The sequence below is a fragment of the Sulfitobacter sp. F26204 genome, from assembly GCF_026410305.1.
Lineage (GTDB): Bacteria > Pseudomonadota > Alphaproteobacteria > Rhodobacterales > Rhodobacteraceae > Sulfitobacter.
This window is the reverse complement of sequence record NZ_JAPMLQ010000014.1, coordinates 1-18,213: the sequence shown is the minus strand read 5'-3', so window position 1 is coordinate 18,213 and position 18,213 is coordinate 1. Positions and strand designations below refer to the sequence as shown.

Annotated in this window: 15 protein-coding genes and 1 pseudogene; 11 read left to right on the top strand and 5 right to left on the bottom strand. The window is 54.1% G+C overall.

Annotated elements, in window-relative coordinates; translation table 11 throughout:
• Positions 1-130 precede the first annotated feature (130 nt).
• Complete coding sequence (locus OS190_RS19590; RefSeq protein ID WP_267160398.1) at positions 131-1,318, bottom strand: replication initiation protein; 1,188 nt, start codon at positions 1,316-1,318, stop codon at positions 131-133.
• 513 nt (positions 1,319-1,831) lie between these two features.
• Here OS190_RS19590 and OS190_RS19585 point away from each other — a divergent pair.
• The 4 genes from OS190_RS19585 to ggt all read left to right on the top strand — a co-directional run bounded on the left by OS190_RS19585 (position 1,832) and on the right by ggt (position 6,806).
• Entirely contained in the window at positions 1,832-3,232 is a 1,401-nt protein-coding gene (locus tag OS190_RS19585) for an AAA family ATPase (RefSeq protein WP_267160397.1), read from the top strand.
• Complete coding sequence (locus tag OS190_RS19580; protein WP_267160396.1) at positions 3,216-4,310, top strand: ParB/RepB/Spo0J family partition protein; 1,095 nt, start codon at positions 3,216-3,218, stop codon at positions 4,308-4,310. Before OS190_RS19585 ends, OS190_RS19580 begins: the two co-directional genes overlap by 17 nt.
• 125 nt (positions 4,311-4,435) lie before the next feature.
• Positions 4,436-5,110 carry a nitroreductase gene (locus tag OS190_RS19575; protein ID WP_267160395.1) on the top strand — a complete coding sequence of 225 codons (675 nt, stop codon included), beginning with the start codon at positions 4,436-4,438 and terminating at the stop codon, positions 5,108-5,110.
• A gap of 106 nt (positions 5,111-5,216) precedes the next feature.
• Positions 5,217-6,806, top strand: coding sequence for a gamma-glutamyltransferase (gene ggt, locus OS190_RS19570; RefSeq protein ID WP_267160394.1), 1,590 nt, complete (start codon positions 5,217-5,219; stop codon positions 6,804-6,806).
• 349 nt (positions 6,807-7,155) lie between these two features.
• On the opposite strand, the gene OS190_RS19565 is transcribed toward ggt, so the two are convergent.
• From OS190_RS19565 to OS190_RS19550, 4 genes are all read right to left on the bottom strand, one after another.
• Positions 7,156-7,896, bottom strand: coding sequence for a CDP-alcohol phosphatidyltransferase family protein (locus OS190_RS19565; RefSeq protein WP_267160393.1), 741 nt, complete (start codon positions 7,894-7,896; stop codon positions 7,156-7,158).
• On the bottom strand, positions 7,893-8,585 hold the full coding sequence (locus OS190_RS19560) for a phosphatidylserine decarboxylase (protein WP_267160392.1): 693 nt from the start codon (positions 8,583-8,585) through the stop codon (positions 7,893-7,895). The genes OS190_RS19565 and OS190_RS19560 overlap by 4 nt, the downstream gene beginning before the upstream one ends.
• Positions 8,586-8,830: 245 nt before the next feature.
• Entirely contained in the window at positions 8,831-9,538 is a 708-nt protein-coding gene (locus OS190_RS19555; protein WP_267160391.1) for a winged helix-turn-helix domain-containing protein, read from the bottom strand.
• Positions 9,535-11,517 (bottom strand): PAS-domain containing protein, encoded by a 1,983-nt coding sequence (locus OS190_RS19550; RefSeq protein WP_267160390.1) that lies wholly within the window; start codon positions 11,515-11,517, stop codon positions 9,535-9,537. Before OS190_RS19550 ends, OS190_RS19555 begins: the two co-directional genes overlap by 4 nt.
• Positions 11,518-11,703: 186 nt before the next feature.
• Between OS190_RS19550 and OS190_RS19545 the strand changes: the two genes are divergently transcribed.
• From OS190_RS19545 to OS190_RS19515, 7 genes and pseudogenes are all read left to right on the top strand, one after another.
• The gene (locus tag OS190_RS19545) at positions 11,704-13,383 is read left to right on the top strand and encodes an acyl-CoA synthetase (RefSeq protein ID WP_267160389.1); all 1,680 of its coding nucleotides are present in this window, start codon (positions 11,704-11,706) and stop codon (positions 13,381-13,383) included.
• Positions 13,384-13,446: 63 nt separating this feature from the next.
• Entirely contained in the window at positions 13,447-14,205 is a 759-nt protein-coding gene (locus OS190_RS19540) for an ABC transporter ATP-binding protein (RefSeq protein ID WP_267160388.1), read from the top strand.
• A gap of 50 nt (positions 14,206-14,255) precedes the next feature.
• Positions 14,256-14,954 (top strand): ABC transporter ATP-binding protein, encoded by a 699-nt coding sequence (locus OS190_RS19535; protein ID WP_502212322.1) that lies wholly within the window; start codon positions 14,256-14,258, stop codon positions 14,952-14,954.
• A 24-nt stretch (positions 14,955-14,978) separates the two neighbouring features.
• Positions 14,979-16,184, top strand: coding sequence for an ABC transporter substrate-binding protein (locus OS190_RS19530; RefSeq protein ID WP_267160386.1), 1,206 nt, complete (start codon positions 14,979-14,981; stop codon positions 16,182-16,184).
• A gap of 76 nt (positions 16,185-16,260) precedes the next feature.
• On the top strand, positions 16,261-17,148 hold the full coding sequence (locus OS190_RS19525) for a branched-chain amino acid ABC transporter permease (protein WP_502212320.1): 888 nt from the start codon (positions 16,261-16,263) through the stop codon (positions 17,146-17,148).
• A 12-nt stretch (positions 17,149-17,160) separates the two neighbouring features.
• Complete coding sequence (locus OS190_RS19520) at positions 17,161-18,084, top strand: branched-chain amino acid ABC transporter permease (RefSeq protein WP_267160384.1); 924 nt, start codon at positions 17,161-17,163, stop codon at positions 18,082-18,084.
• A 35-nt stretch (positions 18,085-18,119) separates the two neighbouring features.
• Positions 18,120-18,213 (top strand): annotated as a pseudogene (locus OS190_RS19515) (electron transfer flavoprotein subunit beta/FixA family protein); the annotation flags it as partial.

Genomic DNA, 18,213 nt, shown 5'->3' with positions numbered 1-18,213 from the left:
CTACATGCGATGAATCACCTGATGGCAGGTTTCGATTCCCGCGATGAGGCCAAACTGGAATTACTGGCTAAATTCGGCCCCGCGACAAAGGCTGCTATTGAAAACATCTCTAAACTTTTGCGCTAGAATTTTAGGGTCCCTCAAAGGCTTCTGGTGCCATCTCCTGCCAAAATGCCTTGATAGAGACTGCATTCAACGCGGACATCCAACCGTGACGTTCAAAATCATCGCGTGCATCTGCCCTTTCGATCATGGACATGAACAACCGCTTGTCTGCGTCCCGTTGGGTCGGAGATCTGGCCGCGGCGAGATCGCGCACCTGCCGCAAGACGCGCGCCCGTTCCGACGAAAGCGCGGGCCCATCGCTCTCTGTGGCAAAGTTGTCCTTGAGCGCCGCGGACAGATAGCCAACCGGGTTTTTGACGTCGCGCTGCTGGCGAACATAGGAGATCTTGGTTGCGACATGGTCTTCCCCATGCTCCGCAATCCACTGTCGGGCCAACCGGTCACTGACACCCAGCGCTTTGAGATGGCCATAAACATCCGATTTTCGCACCCCCTTGCCATCATCCAGATCCAGAATCGCCAGTTGCGGATTCTCGGAAATCTTGAACCGGATATCCGTGACCGCCCTGCCCCGCTTTCTGATTTCAGGTTCAAGAACAATGTTCGATGACTTGTTCACCTCAGCAACCGCTGGTTTGATGATCTTGGCATTCAAGTGTTTATAAACAGCGTAATAATCGCTGTCCTCGACCCCCATCAAGCGTCGGAACAGATCAAGCGACCACCACCCGCTGCTGCCGGTCCGCACAAACCGATAACAGTTTTCGTAAAGAGCAAGCGCGTGGCCGGAAGTAAATCGCCGCTGGATATTGAGATTGATCAAGGCAAATACCTTGGGATCATTCAGTTTCGCCGCAAGCGCCGGTGAATAGGCATATTCACATACCCCCGCTTTGAGACGTGCATAACTCAGCAGACTCGACACACCCCATTCCTGCCTGCCCTGGTCATCCAGCATGTCCCATTCCGCCACAGTCTCGGCAAGGCCGCGCAGGGACCCTTTGAGGGTTTCCATATCATTGGAGTTATAACCGATCATCAAACACAATGTGCGTGCGTCAATCATATGCACCTGATTAGTCGTCAGCGTGTCATAGGCATTCAACAACAACACATTGCTGAGCTTGCGTTGCAAAAGCGTCAGCTTGCCCGAAACATGGATCGCCGCGACGTGTTTCTTGACCGATCCTCTCCGCAACGCGCCGGTCAGGCGGTCTTGGGGAATATCACTTGTTTTCTGGTTTCTGATCATCGCTCTGCCCTGTCCGCCAAGGTTATCCTTGGTCTCTTGCATAAGATGCGGCAAAAGGCACCTGCTGACAAGAAAAACATGGGCACCTTTTGTCTCGGCCTCTGGTGATCCGTTTCGCGGTTAAAAGGTACCAATTTACGGGATCGGCATATGTCAAAGGGATACGGTTAGGGCCTACCATGGACAATTCAGACTCTAATTCGCGCTCTCCTGCTTATTGGCACACTTGGTCCTGCGAATCGGGGCTTTTGATACCGTAAGCGGGTCCCTTTGCACCTGTTACCAGGCACCCCTGACCCTGTAGACAGGCACCTAAACAGGCATAATCTATTGTTATTAAGTCTATATTTATCACCAAACATCCTAAAGAACTGAAAGAATCTACAATTTGTGTGTCTTATCCTATGTAGTCTCTTTCTATTGTTCTCGGATGTCTTCGTGATTCACAATCACACATGGATGTGCGATAAATCTACGAATACACGCAAAAAAGCCGTACATGCCCGAGGATATATGACTTCTACACCCAAAGCCCCTCCTCCGCCCTATTTCAATATTGATCCTGAAAAAGCCGCGGCGGGATTGTCAGAGCCTATAGATACTGCGCGATTCGCGAAAGCCGCAGCCTTTGCCGCAAAAGGGCGTGATGATCTGGCCAAGCGTGGATACGCGCCCGATGGCAAAAAACGCCTGCGCCGGTTCTCTACCTGGGAAATCTGTCGCTATCTCATTGATGTCGCCCCAGCCCATCTGCGTAGGGTTTTGAAATCCCACCCCGCATTACCCCAAGGTACGGGCGAAGCCGGAAGCAAATGGTTCACCCTTGAAGAGGTGCTTACCCTGCGCGAACATTTTGCAACGGAAGGCGCGTCGAACAAGCAATATAAATCCTGGCGTCCCGATGGGTTGCCAGCAAAGGTTATCTCCGTCGCCAATTTCAAGGGTGGTGTCGGTAAGACCTCTACATGCGCACATCTGGCAATGTCCGCGGCGCTGGATGGTTACCGGGTGCTGGTCATTGATCTGGATTCCCAAGGTTCCCTCACCTCCATCATGGGTGGAAGCGTCCCCGATGAATGGTCGACTGCCTTTCCCTTGATCGCCAAGGATTTCGCGCGGCATCTCCAGGCTGAGAATACCGTGCGCGCGGCGCGGGGCCTTGCCGAACTGCCCTTTGACGAAACCTTAACTGAAAGCCTGGAGGTTTCGCCGCGAAACCTGATTCAGGAAACCCATTGGCCCAATATTGATCTGATCGGTGCCCAGTTGAATTTGTATTGGGCAGAGTTTCAGGTGCCGGTCTGGCGGATGCAGGTTCGTAGTTGGCCATTGTGGGACGCGCTGACAAATGCGTTGGAGAGCGAGGGGATATTGGATGACTATGACATTATTTTGCTCGATACGCCTCCTGCTCTCGGATACCTCACCATCAATGCGTTGGCGGCTGCTGACATCTTATTGGTGCCGCTGGGCGCGTCATTTCTTGAGTTTGATTCGACAGGACGGTTCTTTGACATGTTGTATTCGACTTTCGCCAGCATCGAGGAAGGTGAGAACCGTATCAGGCGGCAAGACGGATTGCCCGAGATGAAGTTTGAATGGGACGCGGTGCGTGCGTTGATAACCCGATTTGATGCCAGCCAGCAGACTGATCTGGCCAATGTGATTCAGGCCTACTTTGGTGATTTTATGACGACCTACCGTCAGGAAGTTACCGCTATGGTGGGCCAGGCGGGTGAGCAGGTAAATGGGATTTACGAAGCGGATTACCGCGAATTCAATCGTGATACCTATGTACGCGGACGCGAAGCATTTGACCGGACATGGGCGGAAGTCAAAGAGGTGCTTTTGGGCACCTGGTGGCGAGACCAACAAGCTTTGAATGAGGAGAGCGGTGATGGCAAAGAGACGTAAATTAGAAGCACCTTCGGTTGAGGACATGGGCCGGATCGAAGAGGAGTTTCGCCGCGAAACCCCACCGCGTGCAATATCCGCACCCATAGCTCAGGTCGCCGCAGAAGCCGCCGAGCAGTTTCAGGCCGGCACGCCGGAAATGCGACGAGATGCGGCACAAGCGGCGGCTTATCGAATGGCGGCAGGGCAGGGCCGGTTGATCAAGCAGATCGCGCTCAGCGAAATCGATGCGGCCTCAATGCAGCGGGATCGAACGGTAATAGATCCAGAGGCACTGCAGGAGTTGGAGTTTTCCATTGCTGAACACGGCTTGCGCCTCCCGATCGAACTTTATGAGTTGAGTGGTTCGGTGCCGGGCAAACGCTTTGGCTTGTTGTCGGGATACCGGCGTCTGATCGCGCAGCAAAACCTGTACAAGCGCGACAATGACAAGGCTTTTGCCCTTATCAAAGCCATTGTGCGTGATCCCGCCGAAATGGGGGGTGCCTTAGTCGCGATGGTAGAGGAAAACGAAATCCGGCAAGATCTGAGCCATTTTGAACGTGGGCGCATAGCGGCTATCGCCGCACAGCAGGGCGCTTTTGCCAGTACCGAAGCCGCCGTGGCCGAAATGTTTGCCGCTGCTTCCAAAGCCAAGCGGAGCAAGATCAGATCCTTCGCATTGATTTTTGAGGAATTAGGCGATGTGTTGCATTTTGCAGAAGGTCTGCGGGAAAAGGATGGGTTGCGATTGGCGCAAGCCTTGCGGAACGGCAATGCGGCGCGGTTACGGGATGCCTTGGCCACAGGGCAGGGGGACGATGCGAGGTCAGAGTGGGCGTTGATCGATAAAGCCCTGACAATGCCGGGCGTGATTGAAACAGACCCGAAACGCGGTGGTCGACCGCCCAAAAAAACGCCTGCGCCCGGCTGGGACGGGGGCGATACATTGACTACAACAACGGGCGTGACGTTGCGCAAGGCCACTGATGATAAGGGGTTTGTCATTCGGTTAAGCGGCAAGAGCCTGTCGGATGAAATGGTCAGATCTGTCATGAAGTCTATTCAGGGCATCTTGGAAAACCCTGAAGCCGGTTAGTGGAACCAGAGGTCGCGGCCGTGCATAGGGCGGGAAGTCGTGACGGAGCGTCATTTGTTCTGTGGCGACTGGCCCTTGCTTCCTGCCGTCGTTAGCCTGACGCGCAAGAGCGAGAAGGGCAGAACATGAAACTAGACCAAGCAATGCAGGAACGCCGTTCCATTCGCGGTTTCACAGACAAACCCGTAGACCGTGCGCTGCTGGAAGAGATCATTGCATTGGCAAATCGTGCACCCTCCTCCATGAACACGCAGCCATGGCATCTGCATGTATTGACCGGAGAGCCACTTGACAGAGTGCGCGAAGGCAATTCGACCCGCATGATGCAGGGGGTGCCCCCGGTGCGCGAAATTTCGGACCATGCCGCCTATGCCGGTCCGCACCGCGACCGGCAGGTTGGCATCGCCAAACAGTTGTTTGCCGCAATGGGTATCGCCCGCGAGGACAAGGACAGGCGACAGGATTGGGTCATGCGGGGTTTTCGACAATTCGACGCGCCCGTTTCTGTTGTGGTGACGTTCGACCGCGCATTGGCGGATGACACGATCGCGCATTTTGATTTGGGTGCGGTGACTTATGGTTTGGTGCTGGCCGCTTGGGCGCAGGGATTGGGCGCAGTGATAAACGGACAGGGGATCATGCAGTCGCCCGTTGTGCGCGAACACGCGCAGATCCCCGAAGACGAAGTCATCATGACCTGCGTCGCCCTTGGTTGGCCAAATGAGACATTCGCCGCCAATGATGTTGTTTCAACACGGCGCGAAATTGGTGAAGTTGCGCGCTTTGTAGGTTTCAAGTAATCTAACTTATTGAAATTATTATGATAATGACATTATTCTATCTTGGTGGTGCCATTCCTCTTCTGACGCGATAGCTTGGCGGAAGGACAACAAAGGACCAGATGCCATGCGCGATTTTCATGACCCCAAACGCTCTCCGATCTATGCGGCGAATGGTGCCCTGGCAACCTCGCATCCCCTTGCCACGCAGGCCGGTTTCGAAGTTCTGAGGCGCGGCGGCAATGCCGTCGATGCCGCGGTGACATCGGCGGCGGTTCTCGCGGTTGTTGAGCCTGCTATGACCGCGATAGGCGGCGATGGTTTCGCATTGATTTCCAAACCCGGTCAGCCACTCTACGGATTGAACTCCTCTGGTCGCGCTGCGGCAGCTCTCTCCACAGAAATGTTGATAGGGCAGGGGTGGTCTGAGATGGATGACACCTCAGCGCATTGTGTCACCGTACCCGGTGTTGTGAAGTCCTGGGAAAGCCTGCTGGAGAGCCATGGCAGCTTCGGATTGGATCAAGCCTTGCAACCTGCCATTCAAGCGGCGGAGGATGGTTTTGTAGTCTATCCAAGGGTCTGGTCCGACTGGGTTGGCTGTGAGGCGAAACTGAAGGCGCAGGGGGCAGGGGGCCAGCATTATCTTGTGGACGGGCATGCGCCCAGAATGGGTTATGTACATCGGTTGCCCGCATTGGCCGAAACGCTCAGGATCATTGCGCGTGAAGGCGCCAAAGGGTTCTACGAAGGTGCTGTGGCAGCCGATATCGTGGCTGAGTTGCAGGCGCGGGGCGGCGTCATGACCGAAGAGGATCTCGCCGGGGTTTCAGCAGATCCCTGTACCCCCGTGACCTCGGCCTATCGAGACATTGACCTGAATGAACTGCCTCCGAATGGGACCGGCATCACAGCGCAGATTATTCTCAACCTGCTGGAACGGTTCGACCTTGCCGCCTTTGATCCTCACGGAGTTGACCGTTTGCATCTAGAGATGGAAGCGTCACGCATCGGCTATGCCATCCGGGATGCGCATATCGGCGATCCCGATACCATGGGCGTTTCCGTTGAGGCCTTGATCGAAAAGGCATGGGCCAAGGGGCTGTCCGCGAGGATTTCCCTTGCCGAACGCAATAGAGAATTGCCATCGCTTGATCCGAATTTTCAAAGCGACACGATCTATCTCAGTTGTGTTGATCGTGATGGCATGGCGGTGTCGCTGATCAATTCAGTGTTCAAAGGTTTTGGATCGGGTATCGTAACCGAAAAAACGGGCATAACCTTGCAGAATCGTGGCGCGGGGTTCCGTGTCTTGCCGGGGCATCCAAACACCATCGAAGGCGGCAAACGTCCCTTGCACACGATCATTCCCGCAATGGTCACACAGGGGGATAAACCGCGCTATTGCTTTGGTGTGATGGGGGGGCACTACCAGCCCAGCGGCCATGCGCATGTGATCACCAATATGATCGACTATGGTATGGACCCACAGGAAGCGCTGGAGAGCCCGCGGGTGTTCTGGCGCACGGATGGAGTGCTGGAGGTAGAACCCACGTTGGGGCAGGGGGTTCTGGGCGGCTTAAAGGCCAAAGGCCACGATGCGGTCTTTTCATCATCGCCGATTGGCGGAGGGCAGATAATCGAGATTGATCATGCTGCGGGTGTATTGATTGCAGGGTCGGATCCACGCAAAGATGGCTGCGCGTTGGGTTATTGACCGAAGTCGCGGTCAAGATACCTTCAACGGTGTTTGCGCCGGTCCCTTGAGGCTTTGTTCCATAGCGGTTTTCGATTGCCGCAGTTTCTGCAAACCATATCGGGCGAATTTTTGTCTTCAAATCTGATGTGAAACCCAAAAAGGCAGAGCAAACGTAACATAATGAAAATTCTTCTTAAAAATGGTTGGAAATAGAAATATTTACTATGAGGCGCAGTAATAATCGGCGCGCCTCGTCACTCACCAATACATTCATAGAACACCACTATTGGTAGACTACCAGCGCATTCAATCTGTGATTGTGGGATTATATTAGAAACTTGCGCAGATCTGGTCTGTGCAAGTCTATCTATTGTGACTTTGTGTGCCGCAGCTGTGCCATATAAGAAAACGGCAGAGAGGCCAGATAAAGGCAATTGCCGATGATCAGTGTCGGCCAAGGGTAGACCATCAAGCAGACAACAAGAACCATCGCGGCAATTACGGCAATGGGCAGATGCGCCCGCCGAATGCTGGCATGTTTGATCGAGTAGGTCGGCACCGTACTGACTGCCAACAGTCCAACACCAATGATATAGGCGGCCCGCACCAGCGGCAGATCCGTATCCTGCCAGCCGTGCAGATGCATGAAGATTGGCATCAATGCCAAACAGGCAAGTGCGGGCGCGGGAATGCCGACAAAGTACTCGTCCTTCTTAAGCGTGATTCCTGGGCTGTTCATCGACAGATTGAACCGTGCCAACCGCAAGGCGCAACAGACCGCAAGCACCAGCGCGGCAAGCCAGCCGAGATTGGCATATTCCGTTCCCAGATACAGTGTGTTGTAAAGCAAAACACCGGGCACGATGCCGAAATTGAAGAAATCTGCCAGAGTATCAAGTTCTGCACCAAAGGGGCTGGCGGTATCCAGAAACCGCGCCAGTTTACCGTCGGCAGCATCCAGAAAAACAGCCAGCAAGATCAGATAGAGCGCCAGATCAATGCGCCCTTCCAGGCTCATCCTCAGAGAGGTCATGCCAGCACAAATGGCAAAGACAGTTACCACGCTTGGAACGATGTGGCGCAGTTTGATTTTTGACGGGGTGCTCATTCGGGAATGCCAATACGCTTACGCTCGGGATCATTCAGATCCGCAAGGATTGTTTCACCTGCAACTGCGGTTTGACCAACGGCGACCAGCGGGGAAACTCCCTTGGGAAGGTAAACATCCAAACGGCTGCCAAAGCGGATCAAGCCAAAGCGGTGGCCCACCTCCAGCCGGTCGCTTTCGTGAACGAAACACAGGATGCGGCGGGCCACAAGACCCGCGATTTGTACAACCCCTATGCGCTGGCCCTGAGCGGTTTCGATGGTTATGCTGTTGCGTTCATTATGTTCACTTGCCTTGTCGAGCGAAGCGTTCAGGAACTTGCCATGTCGATACACGACATGGGTGACGGTGCCGGCAATGGGTGCGCGGTTGATGTGGCAATTAAAGACGTTCATGAACACCGACACCCGTGTCAGGGGTTCCGTGCCCAAACCCAGATCCACGGGTGGATCAACATCTTCGATCAAGGATATGATGCCGTCAGCAGGTGACAACACCAAACCAGGTTGTTGCGGTACAATGCGCACCGGATCGCGGAAAAAGTAGTAACACCAGATCGTTGCGCCAACACCGAGCCAGAACAACGGCATCCAGATAAAGGACAGCACAACAGAGATTGCGGCAAAGATCGCAACAAATTTCCGGCCTTCCCTGTGCATTGGAACGGCAACGATCTTGAGCATATTCATCAGTTATCTTTCAGGTCAAAACAAGAGGGCGCAACACAACCGCGCCTGGAAAAGGTCCGTTTGCGCCAAAAGCCATCTGGTGGCAAGTGGTCCAGAGTCTTGGTGTTGCGGATGAACTTTTCTTTTCTGGGTTCAGCATGGTTAACGATTCATTGGAACGCCGTATACAACGCACAACCGCCATGAGGCAAAGAAACAATGCAGCCGGATGGCGTATTGATCGATGATTCAGGCGGGCGCAGGGGCTAAAGCCACTCAACCGTTGTCCCGAAAACATATCCTACGCCATATACGGTTCGAATGATGTCAGGCGACTTGGGGTCATCCCCCAGTTTCTTGCGCAAGCGGCTGATCCTGGCGTCCATGCTGCGATCAAAAGGCTCCGTTGAGCGGCCCGAAGTGGCGTCAAGAAGTTGGCTGCGTGTCAGGACGCGCCCTGCCGAGTTGACAAAAGCCAGCAAGAGACTGGCCTCGGCAGAGCTTAAATCAATGCTGTGACCGTCTTTGTTACTCAAGGTGCAGGCGCTGAAATTGGCGGTCCAATTGCCAAATCGGGCGATATTTGTGTCACCTTGGGCGTTCTTTGAAGCGCTGCTGCGCCGCAAGACAGCGCGAACGCGCGCGACGAGCTCCCTGGGTTCAAACGGTTTGACGATGTAGTCATCCGCACCAATCTCCAGCCCGACGATCCGGTCGGTCAGATTGCCGCGTCCGGTGACAATAATCTTTGGCATCGTTGCCGGAAGGATCGGGCTTTTGATCAGGGAAAGACCATCGCCATCTGGCAAGCTGAGGTCGATCAGGCAGATATCCGGCAGCTGGCGGGTTACCTCGCGTTCAAAGTCCGATTGACGGGTAAAGGAAAGCACGCTGAACCCATGTTGGGAAAGGGCCCGAACGATCAACTTTGAAATGTCGAGGTCGTCTTCAAGAAGATATGCAACTGGCATCATTTCCGCTTTTCCCCCATGTCCGCGCTTTTGGTTCTTACCGTGTTCAACGCCTGTTCCAGATCCTCTATTTCAAAAGGTTTTCTGAGGAACGGTATGCTTTGATCTTCTGCACTGCTGAAGTTAGTTTGGCCGCTCATCAAGACAATCCCGATTGCGGGGAACCTTGTCTTTACATGAGAGGCAAGCGCGTTCCCATCCATGCCGCCGGGCATCCCGATATCCGAAAGGAGAATCCCGATTTCGTGAATGTGATCCAACAATCTCAGGGCCTCGGCAGCGCTTTCGGCTTCTACAAGAGGGTATCCAATCCCGGCCAGTTTGCGTCTGACAATGTGCCTTACCTGCCTGTCGTCTTCGACAAGCAATACCATAGGCATCTCCGCCTCGGAAGTGTTGATCGGCTCTGGCGGGTCGTCGGTCTTTGCGGGTTCCTCGTCACCCCCATTGGAAACAACCAATTGGACGCTGGGTAAAAGTACCGAAAATGTAGTCCCTTTTTCTGGCGTGCTATCGACGCGGATGGAACCGTTGGATTGCCTAACAAATCCGTAAACCATCGACAGACCGAGACCGGATCCGGTGCCGGCGGCCTTGGATGTATAGAATGGTTCGAATATCTGATCTACTTGATGCGTTGGCATGCCACAGCCATCATCAGAAAAGGTCAGCTTCACATATTCGCCGGCAGCGAGATGCAGGAACTCCGCCTCCTGCGGTGCCAGTTGGTAGTCGGTCGCAGTGATCGTGATGTCACCTGAACCGCCGGTGGCGTCCTGAGAATTCATCGCGAGGTTCAACAGGGCCATTTCCAACTGCGCACGGTCGACATAGGCATTGGAGACACCCTCGTTGCAAATGTGCGTGATCTTGAGCGTTTTGGGCAAGGTCGATTTGAGCAGATCCGAGATTTCGGCAATGGCCTGATTGATGTCGGTTGATTGTGGATCAAAATGCTCGCGCCGGGCCAGTTTCAACAACCGTTGGGTCAGCGCAGAGCCTCGTCGGGCGGCCGAGATGGCCGGAGCGAGGTATTCTTCAACAAGCGGACTGCCAGGAAGGCTTTCTGATAGCGGTACCAGATTGCCCAGAATGATGGTCAGCAAATTGTTGAAATCATGGGAAATACCACTGGCCATGCGGCCAAGCGCATCCATTTTCTGCGATCTCATCAACGCCGACATGGTTGCTTTGTGACGGGTGACATCCACTGACACGAAATAGAAACCGATCACTTCGCCGGACGATGGGGTTTCGGGACGTAACAAGGTGCGGATGTCTTTGGTTCGGTTCCCCGGCAGGTCAATGCGCATGTCAAAGTCCACAAGTGCCCCGCGACGGGATTGTTCGAAGAAATGCGAGGATTCCCGCAAAGTTTTGCGCGAAAGGACCTGATTAATATGCAGGCCCAAAATCTCCTCGGGGGTTTTGAGATAAGATCGGGCAAAACGCTTGTTGGCATAGAGGATGGTCATGTCCTTGTCCAAATGGACAATGCCTGCGGGCACCTCATCAGCAACGAAATTGAGGCGGTGTTCGCTAATGGTAAGTTCCCTGGTGCGGGTGCTGACCAGATCTTGCAGTTTCTTTTGCAGATGTCTGGTTTCGGTGACATCGGTATAGGTTGTCACAAACCCGCCAGAGGGTAGCGGAGTGCCCGAAATCTCGATTACCGTGCCATTCGGGCGCCTTCGTTCAAAAAGATGTTCTGCAAAGGTGAGTGCCCTGTCCACTCTCACCGAAACAAGGTGATCGACCTGGCCTTCGCCATATTCGCCATTCTCCGCGTTGTGCCGGATGAATGAGCTGAAATCTGCACCGGCAAATGCCAGATGTTTGGGGTATCCGTAGATGTCCAGGAATTTGTCGTTCCAGGCGACAAGTTTCAGGTTATGGTCAAATATCGTCACACCCTGATCCACGTGTGCCAGCCCCTCCAGAATGAGGTGGATGGCGTCTGTTTCGCTGGTTCCGAGGGGCATGGTTTGGCTCCGGTTGAGTGGGCCTGTGCGGCCTAGAATGCGTCATGCAGGCGGTTTCCCAAAGGTTAATCTTTGCTCCGTCACAATTGGGTACAATTCTCGCAAACTTGTGCAACATCAGCATGTGTTCAATCCGCTGACCAGCTTGAGGACCGGAGAGTCCCGTTGTTGGTCAGGGGAGGATGCATGACCAAAGAGACATCGATATACGAAAGCGGCTTGGCAGCGAACTCCGCCAACTATGTGGCGCTGTCACCACTAAGTTTTGCGCAGAGAACAGCAGAAATCTACCCGGACCTGACTGCCGTCGTGCACGGCGACATTCGCCGCACCTGGCGCGAGACCTACGAGCGTATGTTGCGTCTGGGAAGTGCCTTGCAAAAGCGGGGCATCGGAAAGGGCGATACCGTATCCGTAATCGCGGCCAACATCCCCGAAATGTTTGAAGCACATTTCGGTATTCCGATGGCGGGCGCGGTTCTGAATGCCGTGAATACTCGGCTGGATGCCGAAGCCATCGCATTTATCCTGACCCACGCTGAAACAAAGGTGGTGCTGGTTGACCCGGAATTCAGTGATGTTGTGGACAGGGCTATCAAGTTGAGCGGCCGCAAGAGCATGCTTGTCGTGGATATTGAGGATTCATCCTTTGAGGGCGGGCACCTTGTTGGTGATATGACCTACGCTGATTTGCTGTCAGAAGGGGATCCCGATTTCCAATTCGCTCTGCCCGAGAATGAATGGGATGCGATCAGCCTGAATTATACTTCCGGTACGACGGGTGACCCCAAAGGTGTGGTGTATCACCATCGCGGGGCGGCCCTGAATGCAATGTCAAATATTGTAACCTGGGGTATGGCGCATCATTCGCGGTATCTTTGGACTTTGCCGATGTTCCACTGTAACGGCTGGTGTTTCCCTTGGACCATTGCCGCCAATGCAGGAGTGTGCATCTGTCTTCGTGCGGTCCGGGCCGAACCGATTTACCAATTGATCCGCGATGAGAAGGTCACGCATTTCTGCGGTGCGCCGATCGTTTTGAACATGTTGGCCAATGCACCTGATGCGTTAAAGGATTTCAGTCATGAAGTGAAAGTCATGACGGCGGGGGCTTCTCCACCTGCCGCCGTGATTGCCAATATGGAATCGATGGGCATCGAAGTGACCCATGTTTATGGGCTGACCGAAACCTATGGGCCGTCGGTCGTATGCGCCTGGAAAACCGAATGGGACGACTTGGACAGCGAAAAGAAGTCAAAACTCAAGGCGCGCCAAGGGGTAAAGAACGTTGCTTTGGACGGGCTGATGGTTGCCGATCCCGACACATTGGAACCCAAACCCCATGACGGCACGTCGATCGGTGAGATCTTCATGCGCGGCAATAATGTCATGAAGGGGTACCTGAAAAATCCGACTACAACGGAAAAATCGTTCAAAGGGGGGTGGTTTGCCTCTGGTGATCTCGGGGTCATGCATCCTGATGGCTATGTCGAACTCAAGGACCGTTCCAAGGATATTATCATTTCCGGCGGGGAGAATATCAGCTCTGTCGAGGTCGAGGATGTGATTTACACCCATCCTGCGGTGATGGTGGCGGCCGTCGTGGCGCGTCCTGATGAAAAGTGGGGTGAAACACCCTGTGCCTTTGTCGAACTGAAGCCTGACAATGAAGTAAGCGAAGCCGAACTGATCGCATTTTGTCGTGAGAGGATGGCAAATTTCAAGGCACCGAAAAGGGTGGTCTTTGGAGAGTTGCCGAAAACATCCACGGGCAAGGTGCAGAAATTTGTTCTACGGGATCTCGCCCGCGCCCTTGCTGACGACAGCCTTCGGGATTTCGCGCGGGCCTTGTCCGATACCAAATAATACCTCCCTGAAACTAAGGGGAGAGTTGATAGACCACTCTCCCCGCTTTTTTGGAAATTTTTCATGAGCGACGCTGCACCATACATCCTTGAAACGCAGGGACTGACGAAAGAATTCAAGGGTTTCACGGCGGTTGATACTGTTGATCTCAAGGTGCGCAGGCACCAGATCCACGCGCTGATCGGTCCCAACGGTGCGGGCAAGACAACGGTTTTCAATCTGTTGACCAAATTCTTGATCCCGACACGCGGAAAGATTTCTTTCAACGGCCAGGACATCACCAAAACCAAATCTGCGGACATATCGCGCAAAGGTGTTGTCAGGTCCTTCCAGATTTCAGCCGTGTTTCCACAGATGACGGCGCGCGAGAATGTACGTGTCGCCTTGCAACGCAAACTGGGAACGTCGTTTCATTTTTGGCGCCCCCTCAGCAGTCTGAACCAGTTGAATGAACGTGCCGATGAATTGTTGGACATGGTTGGGTTGAACAAATTCGCGGATTCCGTTGTTGGCGACATGGCCTATGGGCGCAAACGCGCTTTGGAAATCGCGACTACGCTGGCCATGGAACCCGAACTGATGTTGCTGGATGAACCAACTCAGGGCATGGGCCGGGAAGATGTGGATCTGGTCACCCAGTTGATCAAGAAGGTCTCTGCTGACCGGACGATCCTCATGGTTGAACACAACCTCGGCGTAGTTTCCACCCTGTGTGACACGGTCACAGTTCTACAACGCGGTGCCGTTCTGACAGAAGGCGATTACGACACCGTTTCTGCCGATCCGCGGGTCAAGGAAGCCTATATGGGGAAAGCGGCATGAATACGAAGGTCAATGAAAAGGAACTGGGCGGATCGCATGTTTCGGAGCGTATTCGAGAGCTGCGTATTCAGGATCTGCACGCATTCTATGGTGAAGGCCATGCGCTGCATGGGATCGACATGACGGTTTATCGAGGGGAGTTGGTGACCTTGCTGGGCCGGAACGGGTCGGGACGAACGACGACTCTGCGGTCAATCGTCGGATTGATCGGCCGTCGCACAGGTTCAATCATGTTGAAAGGCGAAGAGATCATCAATGCCTCGCCGCATGTTATTGCCCATATGGGTGTCGGTTATTGCCCCGAAGAACGCGGTATTTTTTCCAGTCTCAATGTCGAGGAAAACTTGATGCTTCCGCCCAAGGTGGCGGATGGCGGCATGTCGGTCGAAGAGCTCTACGAAATGTTCCCCAACCTGGCCGAGCGGCGCAAAAGCCCAGGCATGCGGCTTTCTGGTGGTGAGCAGCAGATGCTGGCCATGGCACGGATTTTGCGCACCGGCGCGAATGTTCTGTTGCTGGACGAGATTACCGAAGGTTTGGCACCGGTGATTGTCGACAAGCTGGCGGAGGTACTGATCGAACTCAAGAACCGTGGTTACACGGTTGTTCTGGTCGAACAAAATTTTCGTTTCGCGGCACCGCTGGCCGACCGCCATTTCATCATGGATCACGGCGACGTGGCCGAAATCATTCACAAGGACGAGCTGGATACCAAGAAGCACGTCTTTGATGAGTATCTAAGTGTTTAACATAAAACTCACGGAGTATAACCAATGAGTATTCTAAAGAAGCTGTCCCTCAGCGTCTCTGCAGTGGCCATGATGGCCTCGGCTGCCGCTGCCGAAATCAGCGATGGCATAGTCAAGATCGGCGTGTTGACGGATATGTCCGCAACCTATTCGGACGTGGCTGGTCAGGGCACTGTTGTTGCTGCGCAGATGGCGATTGATGAATTCAATGGCACCGTCGCTGGTGCCCCGATTGAGCTGGTGACAGCGGATCACCAGAACAAGGCGGATATTGCCGCCAACAAGGCGCGGGAATGGGGCGATACGCAACAGGTTGACGCCTTTGCTGAACTGGTCACAACCTCTGTGGCGCTAGCGGTTTTCGAAGTGGCCAAACAGCAAAACAAGATCGCGCTGGTTTCAGGTGCTGCATCCTCACCCTTGACCAGCGATGCCTGCATCCCGACCGGTTTGCACTGGACCTACAACACACGCGCACTGGCGGTCGGTACAGGCTCTGCCGTTGTGAAAGAGGGTGGCGACACCTGGTTTTTCCTGACTGCCGACTATGCCTTTGGCGAGGCTCTTCAGGCTGATGTGACACGGGTTGTCGAAGCTGAAGGCGGCAAGGTGTTGGGCGCGGCGAAACATCCGTTCCCGGCCTCTGATTTCTCTTCATTTGTCCTGCAGGCACAGGCTTCGGGTGCCAAGGTTGTCGGACTGGCCAATGCCGGTGGCGACACCATCAACGCCATCAAGGCCGCCAATGAATTCGGGCTTGTTGCAGCGGGACAAAAGATTGCCGGACTGCTTGTATTCCTGTCGGATGTGCATGCGCTCGGTCTTGAAACCGCGCAGGGTCTGCAGATGACTGTCAGTTTCTATTGGGACATGAACGACGAAACCCGTGCCTGGTCGCAAAAGTTCTTTGACCAGACGGGGAAAATGCCCACTGGAGTTCAGGCAGGCACCTATTCGTCAGTTTTGCAGTATCTGAAAGCTATCGATGCAACGGGTTCGGATGATACCGATACTGTTCTCGCCAAAATGCGCGAAATGCCGGTGAATGATATGTTCGCAACAAATGGGATCCTACGCAGTGATGGCCGCATGGTTCATGACATGTTCCTAGCCGAGGTAAAGTCGCCTGCGGAATCAACCGGGCCTTGGGATTATCTCAAGATCGTGCGCACCATCCCCGGTGAAGAGGCCTATGGCCCGCTTTCCGAAAGCAACTGCCCAACCAAATAAGCCCGAACGGCCTGCCAGACGCCCTGTGTGTCTGGCGGGTTCCGTGCGCACAACCACTTAGGACATTGTTGACATGCTGACAGATCTACTGGGTATCCCACCCCAAGTCCTTTTCGGCCAGCTTATGCTGGGCCTGATCAACGGGGCTTTTTACGCTGTTCTTTCCCTCGGCCTGGCCGTCATTTTCGGGCTGTTGAACATTGTGAACTTTGCGCATGGGGCCTTCTACATGCTCGGAGCATTTGCAACTATCTTTATCACTCAGTATCTGGGGATAGGATATTGGGGTGCCTTGATCGTTGCGCCTTTGGTGGTTGGCGCATTCGGTGCGGTGATCGAGTATTTCCTGCTGCGCCGGTTGACCGGTGTAGATCACCTCTATGGTCTTCTTCTCACATTCGGTCTGGCGCTGGTGATCGAAGGCACTTTTGTCAAAATGTTCGGGGCCTCGGGAGTGCCCTATCCTGTGCCCGAGCAATTGGCGGGCGGCGTGAATCTGGGGTTCATGTTTCTGCCTTGGTATCGTGCCTGGGTTGTTGTCGCGTCGGTTGCGATCTGCATTGCCACATGGTTGCTCTTTGAACGCACAAAGATCGGTGCCTATCTGAGGGCCGGCACGGAGAATCCCAAACTTCTGCAGGCCTTTGGTGTCAATGTTCCGCTGCTGACAACACTGGCCTACGGGTATGGTGTTGCTCTGGCTGCTTTCGCCGGTGTGCTGGTAGCACCGATCACCCAGGTCAGCCCCCTGATGGGGTCCAACCTGATTATCGTGGTCTTTGCGGTGGTTGTAATCGGCGGGATGGGATCGATCATGGGCGCGGTTGTCACCGGTCTGGCTATGGGCGTGATCGAAGGCCTGACCCGCGTGTTCTGGCCCGAAGCCTCTGCGACCGTCATCTTCATGGTCATGGCGATTGTTCTGGTCCTTCGGCCAGCCGGCCTTTTTGGCAAGACAGCGTAAGGAATTAGGAAAATGAACTCCAAAATTGGATATCTTGTTGCGATTGCGCTGCTGTTGGTCCTGCCATTTGTGGTCTATCCTGTCTTTTTGATGAAATTGCTCTGTTTCGCGCTCTTTGCCAGTGCGTTCAACCTGATCCTTGGCTTCGGCGGCTTGCTCAGCTTTGGCCACGCTGCCTTTTTCGGTGGCGCGGGTTATATTACGGGGCACGCTTTGAAGGTCTGGGGCCTTCCGACCGAGCTGGGAATATTGTTCGGTGCCTTGACGGCGGGTCTTCTGGGGGTTCTGATCGGTATGTTGGCAATCCGGCGGCAGGGTATCTATTTCGCCATGATCACCCTGGCGATGGCGCAAATGGTTTACTTCATCTTTGTCAGCTCTGATTTCACTGGCGGTGAAAATGGCCTGCAAGGCGTGCCACGGGGCTATGCCCTTGGGTTCATCGACCTGCAAAATGACCTTTCGATGTATTATTTTGTGCTGACGATCTTTATCGTCGCCTTTGCCATCATCGCGCGCACGGTGCATTCACCCTTTGGCCAGGTCCTGAGTGCGATCCGCGATAATGAGGACCGGGCGACATCGCTGGGATATGACGTAGACCGCTACAAACTCCTGGCTTTTGTTCTGTCAGCGACTTTTGCTGGCCTGGCAGGGGGCACCAAAACGGTTGTTTTCCAGCTTGCCTCTCTCACGGATTCACATTGGCATATGTCTGGTGAAGTGGTCCTGATGACATTGCTCGGTGGGCTGGGTACAATTGTCGGCCCCTCGGTGGGTGCCGCCATCATCATCACGCTGCAAAATTACCTTGCCTCCGGCCCACTTGGTGCCTGGGTACCTGTCGTGCTGGGCCTGATCTTTGTTGTTTGTGTGCTGGCATTCCGTCGCGGCGTCATCGGCGAGCTTCAGGCTTTCATCAGGAAATCATTCTGAAGCCGGGACGCGACAAATAAGAGGAGTTTGAAAGTATGAAGGTTTTGGTACCTGTCAAACGCGTGATTGATTACAATGTGAAAGTGCGTGTTAAAGCGGACGGCACGGGTGTTGATCTTGCGAATGTGA

Excerpts from the sequence above, each read along its gene's own strand:
- OS190_RS19590 (WP_267160398.1), bottom strand. The coding sequence starts at position 1,318 with ATGATCAGAAACCAGAAAACAAGTGATATTCCCCAAGACCGCCTGACC.
- OS190_RS19585 (WP_267160397.1), top strand. The coding sequence starts at position 1,832 with ATGACTTCTACACCCAAAGCCCCTCCTCCGCCCTATTTCAATATTGAT.
- OS190_RS19580 (WP_267160396.1), top strand. The coding sequence starts at position 3,216 with ATGGCAAAGAGACGTAAATTAGAAGCACCTTCGGTTGAGGACATGGGC.
- OS190_RS19575 (WP_267160395.1), top strand. The coding sequence starts at position 4,436 with ATGAAACTAGACCAAGCAATGCAGGAACGCCGTTCCATTCGCGGTTTC.
- ggt (WP_267160394.1), top strand. The coding sequence starts at position 5,217 with ATGCGCGATTTTCATGACCCCAAACGCTCTCCGATCTATGCGGCGAAT.
- OS190_RS19565 (WP_267160393.1), bottom strand. The coding sequence starts at position 7,896 with ATGAGCACCCCGTCAAAAATCAAACTGCGCCACATCGTTCCAAGCGTG.
- OS190_RS19560 (WP_267160392.1), bottom strand. The coding sequence starts at position 8,585 with ATGAATATGCTCAAGATCGTTGCCGTTCCAATGCACAGGGAAGGCCGG.
- OS190_RS19555 (WP_267160391.1), bottom strand. The coding sequence starts at position 9,538 with ATGATGCCAGTTGCATATCTTCTTGAAGACGACCTCGACATTTCAAAG.
- OS190_RS19550 (WP_267160390.1), bottom strand. The coding sequence starts at position 11,517 with ATGCCCCTCGGAACCAGCGAAACAGACGCCATCCACCTCATTCTGGAG.
- OS190_RS19545 (WP_267160389.1), top strand. The coding sequence starts at position 11,704 with ATGACCAAAGAGACATCGATATACGAAAGCGGCTTGGCAGCGAACTCC.
- OS190_RS19540 (WP_267160388.1), top strand. The coding sequence starts at position 13,447 with ATGAGCGACGCTGCACCATACATCCTTGAAACGCAGGGACTGACGAAA.
- OS190_RS19530 (WP_267160386.1), top strand. The coding sequence starts at position 14,979 with ATGAGTATTCTAAAGAAGCTGTCCCTCAGCGTCTCTGCAGTGGCCATG.
- OS190_RS19520 (WP_267160384.1), top strand. The coding sequence starts at position 17,161 with ATGAACTCCAAAATTGGATATCTTGTTGCGATTGCGCTGCTGTTGGTC.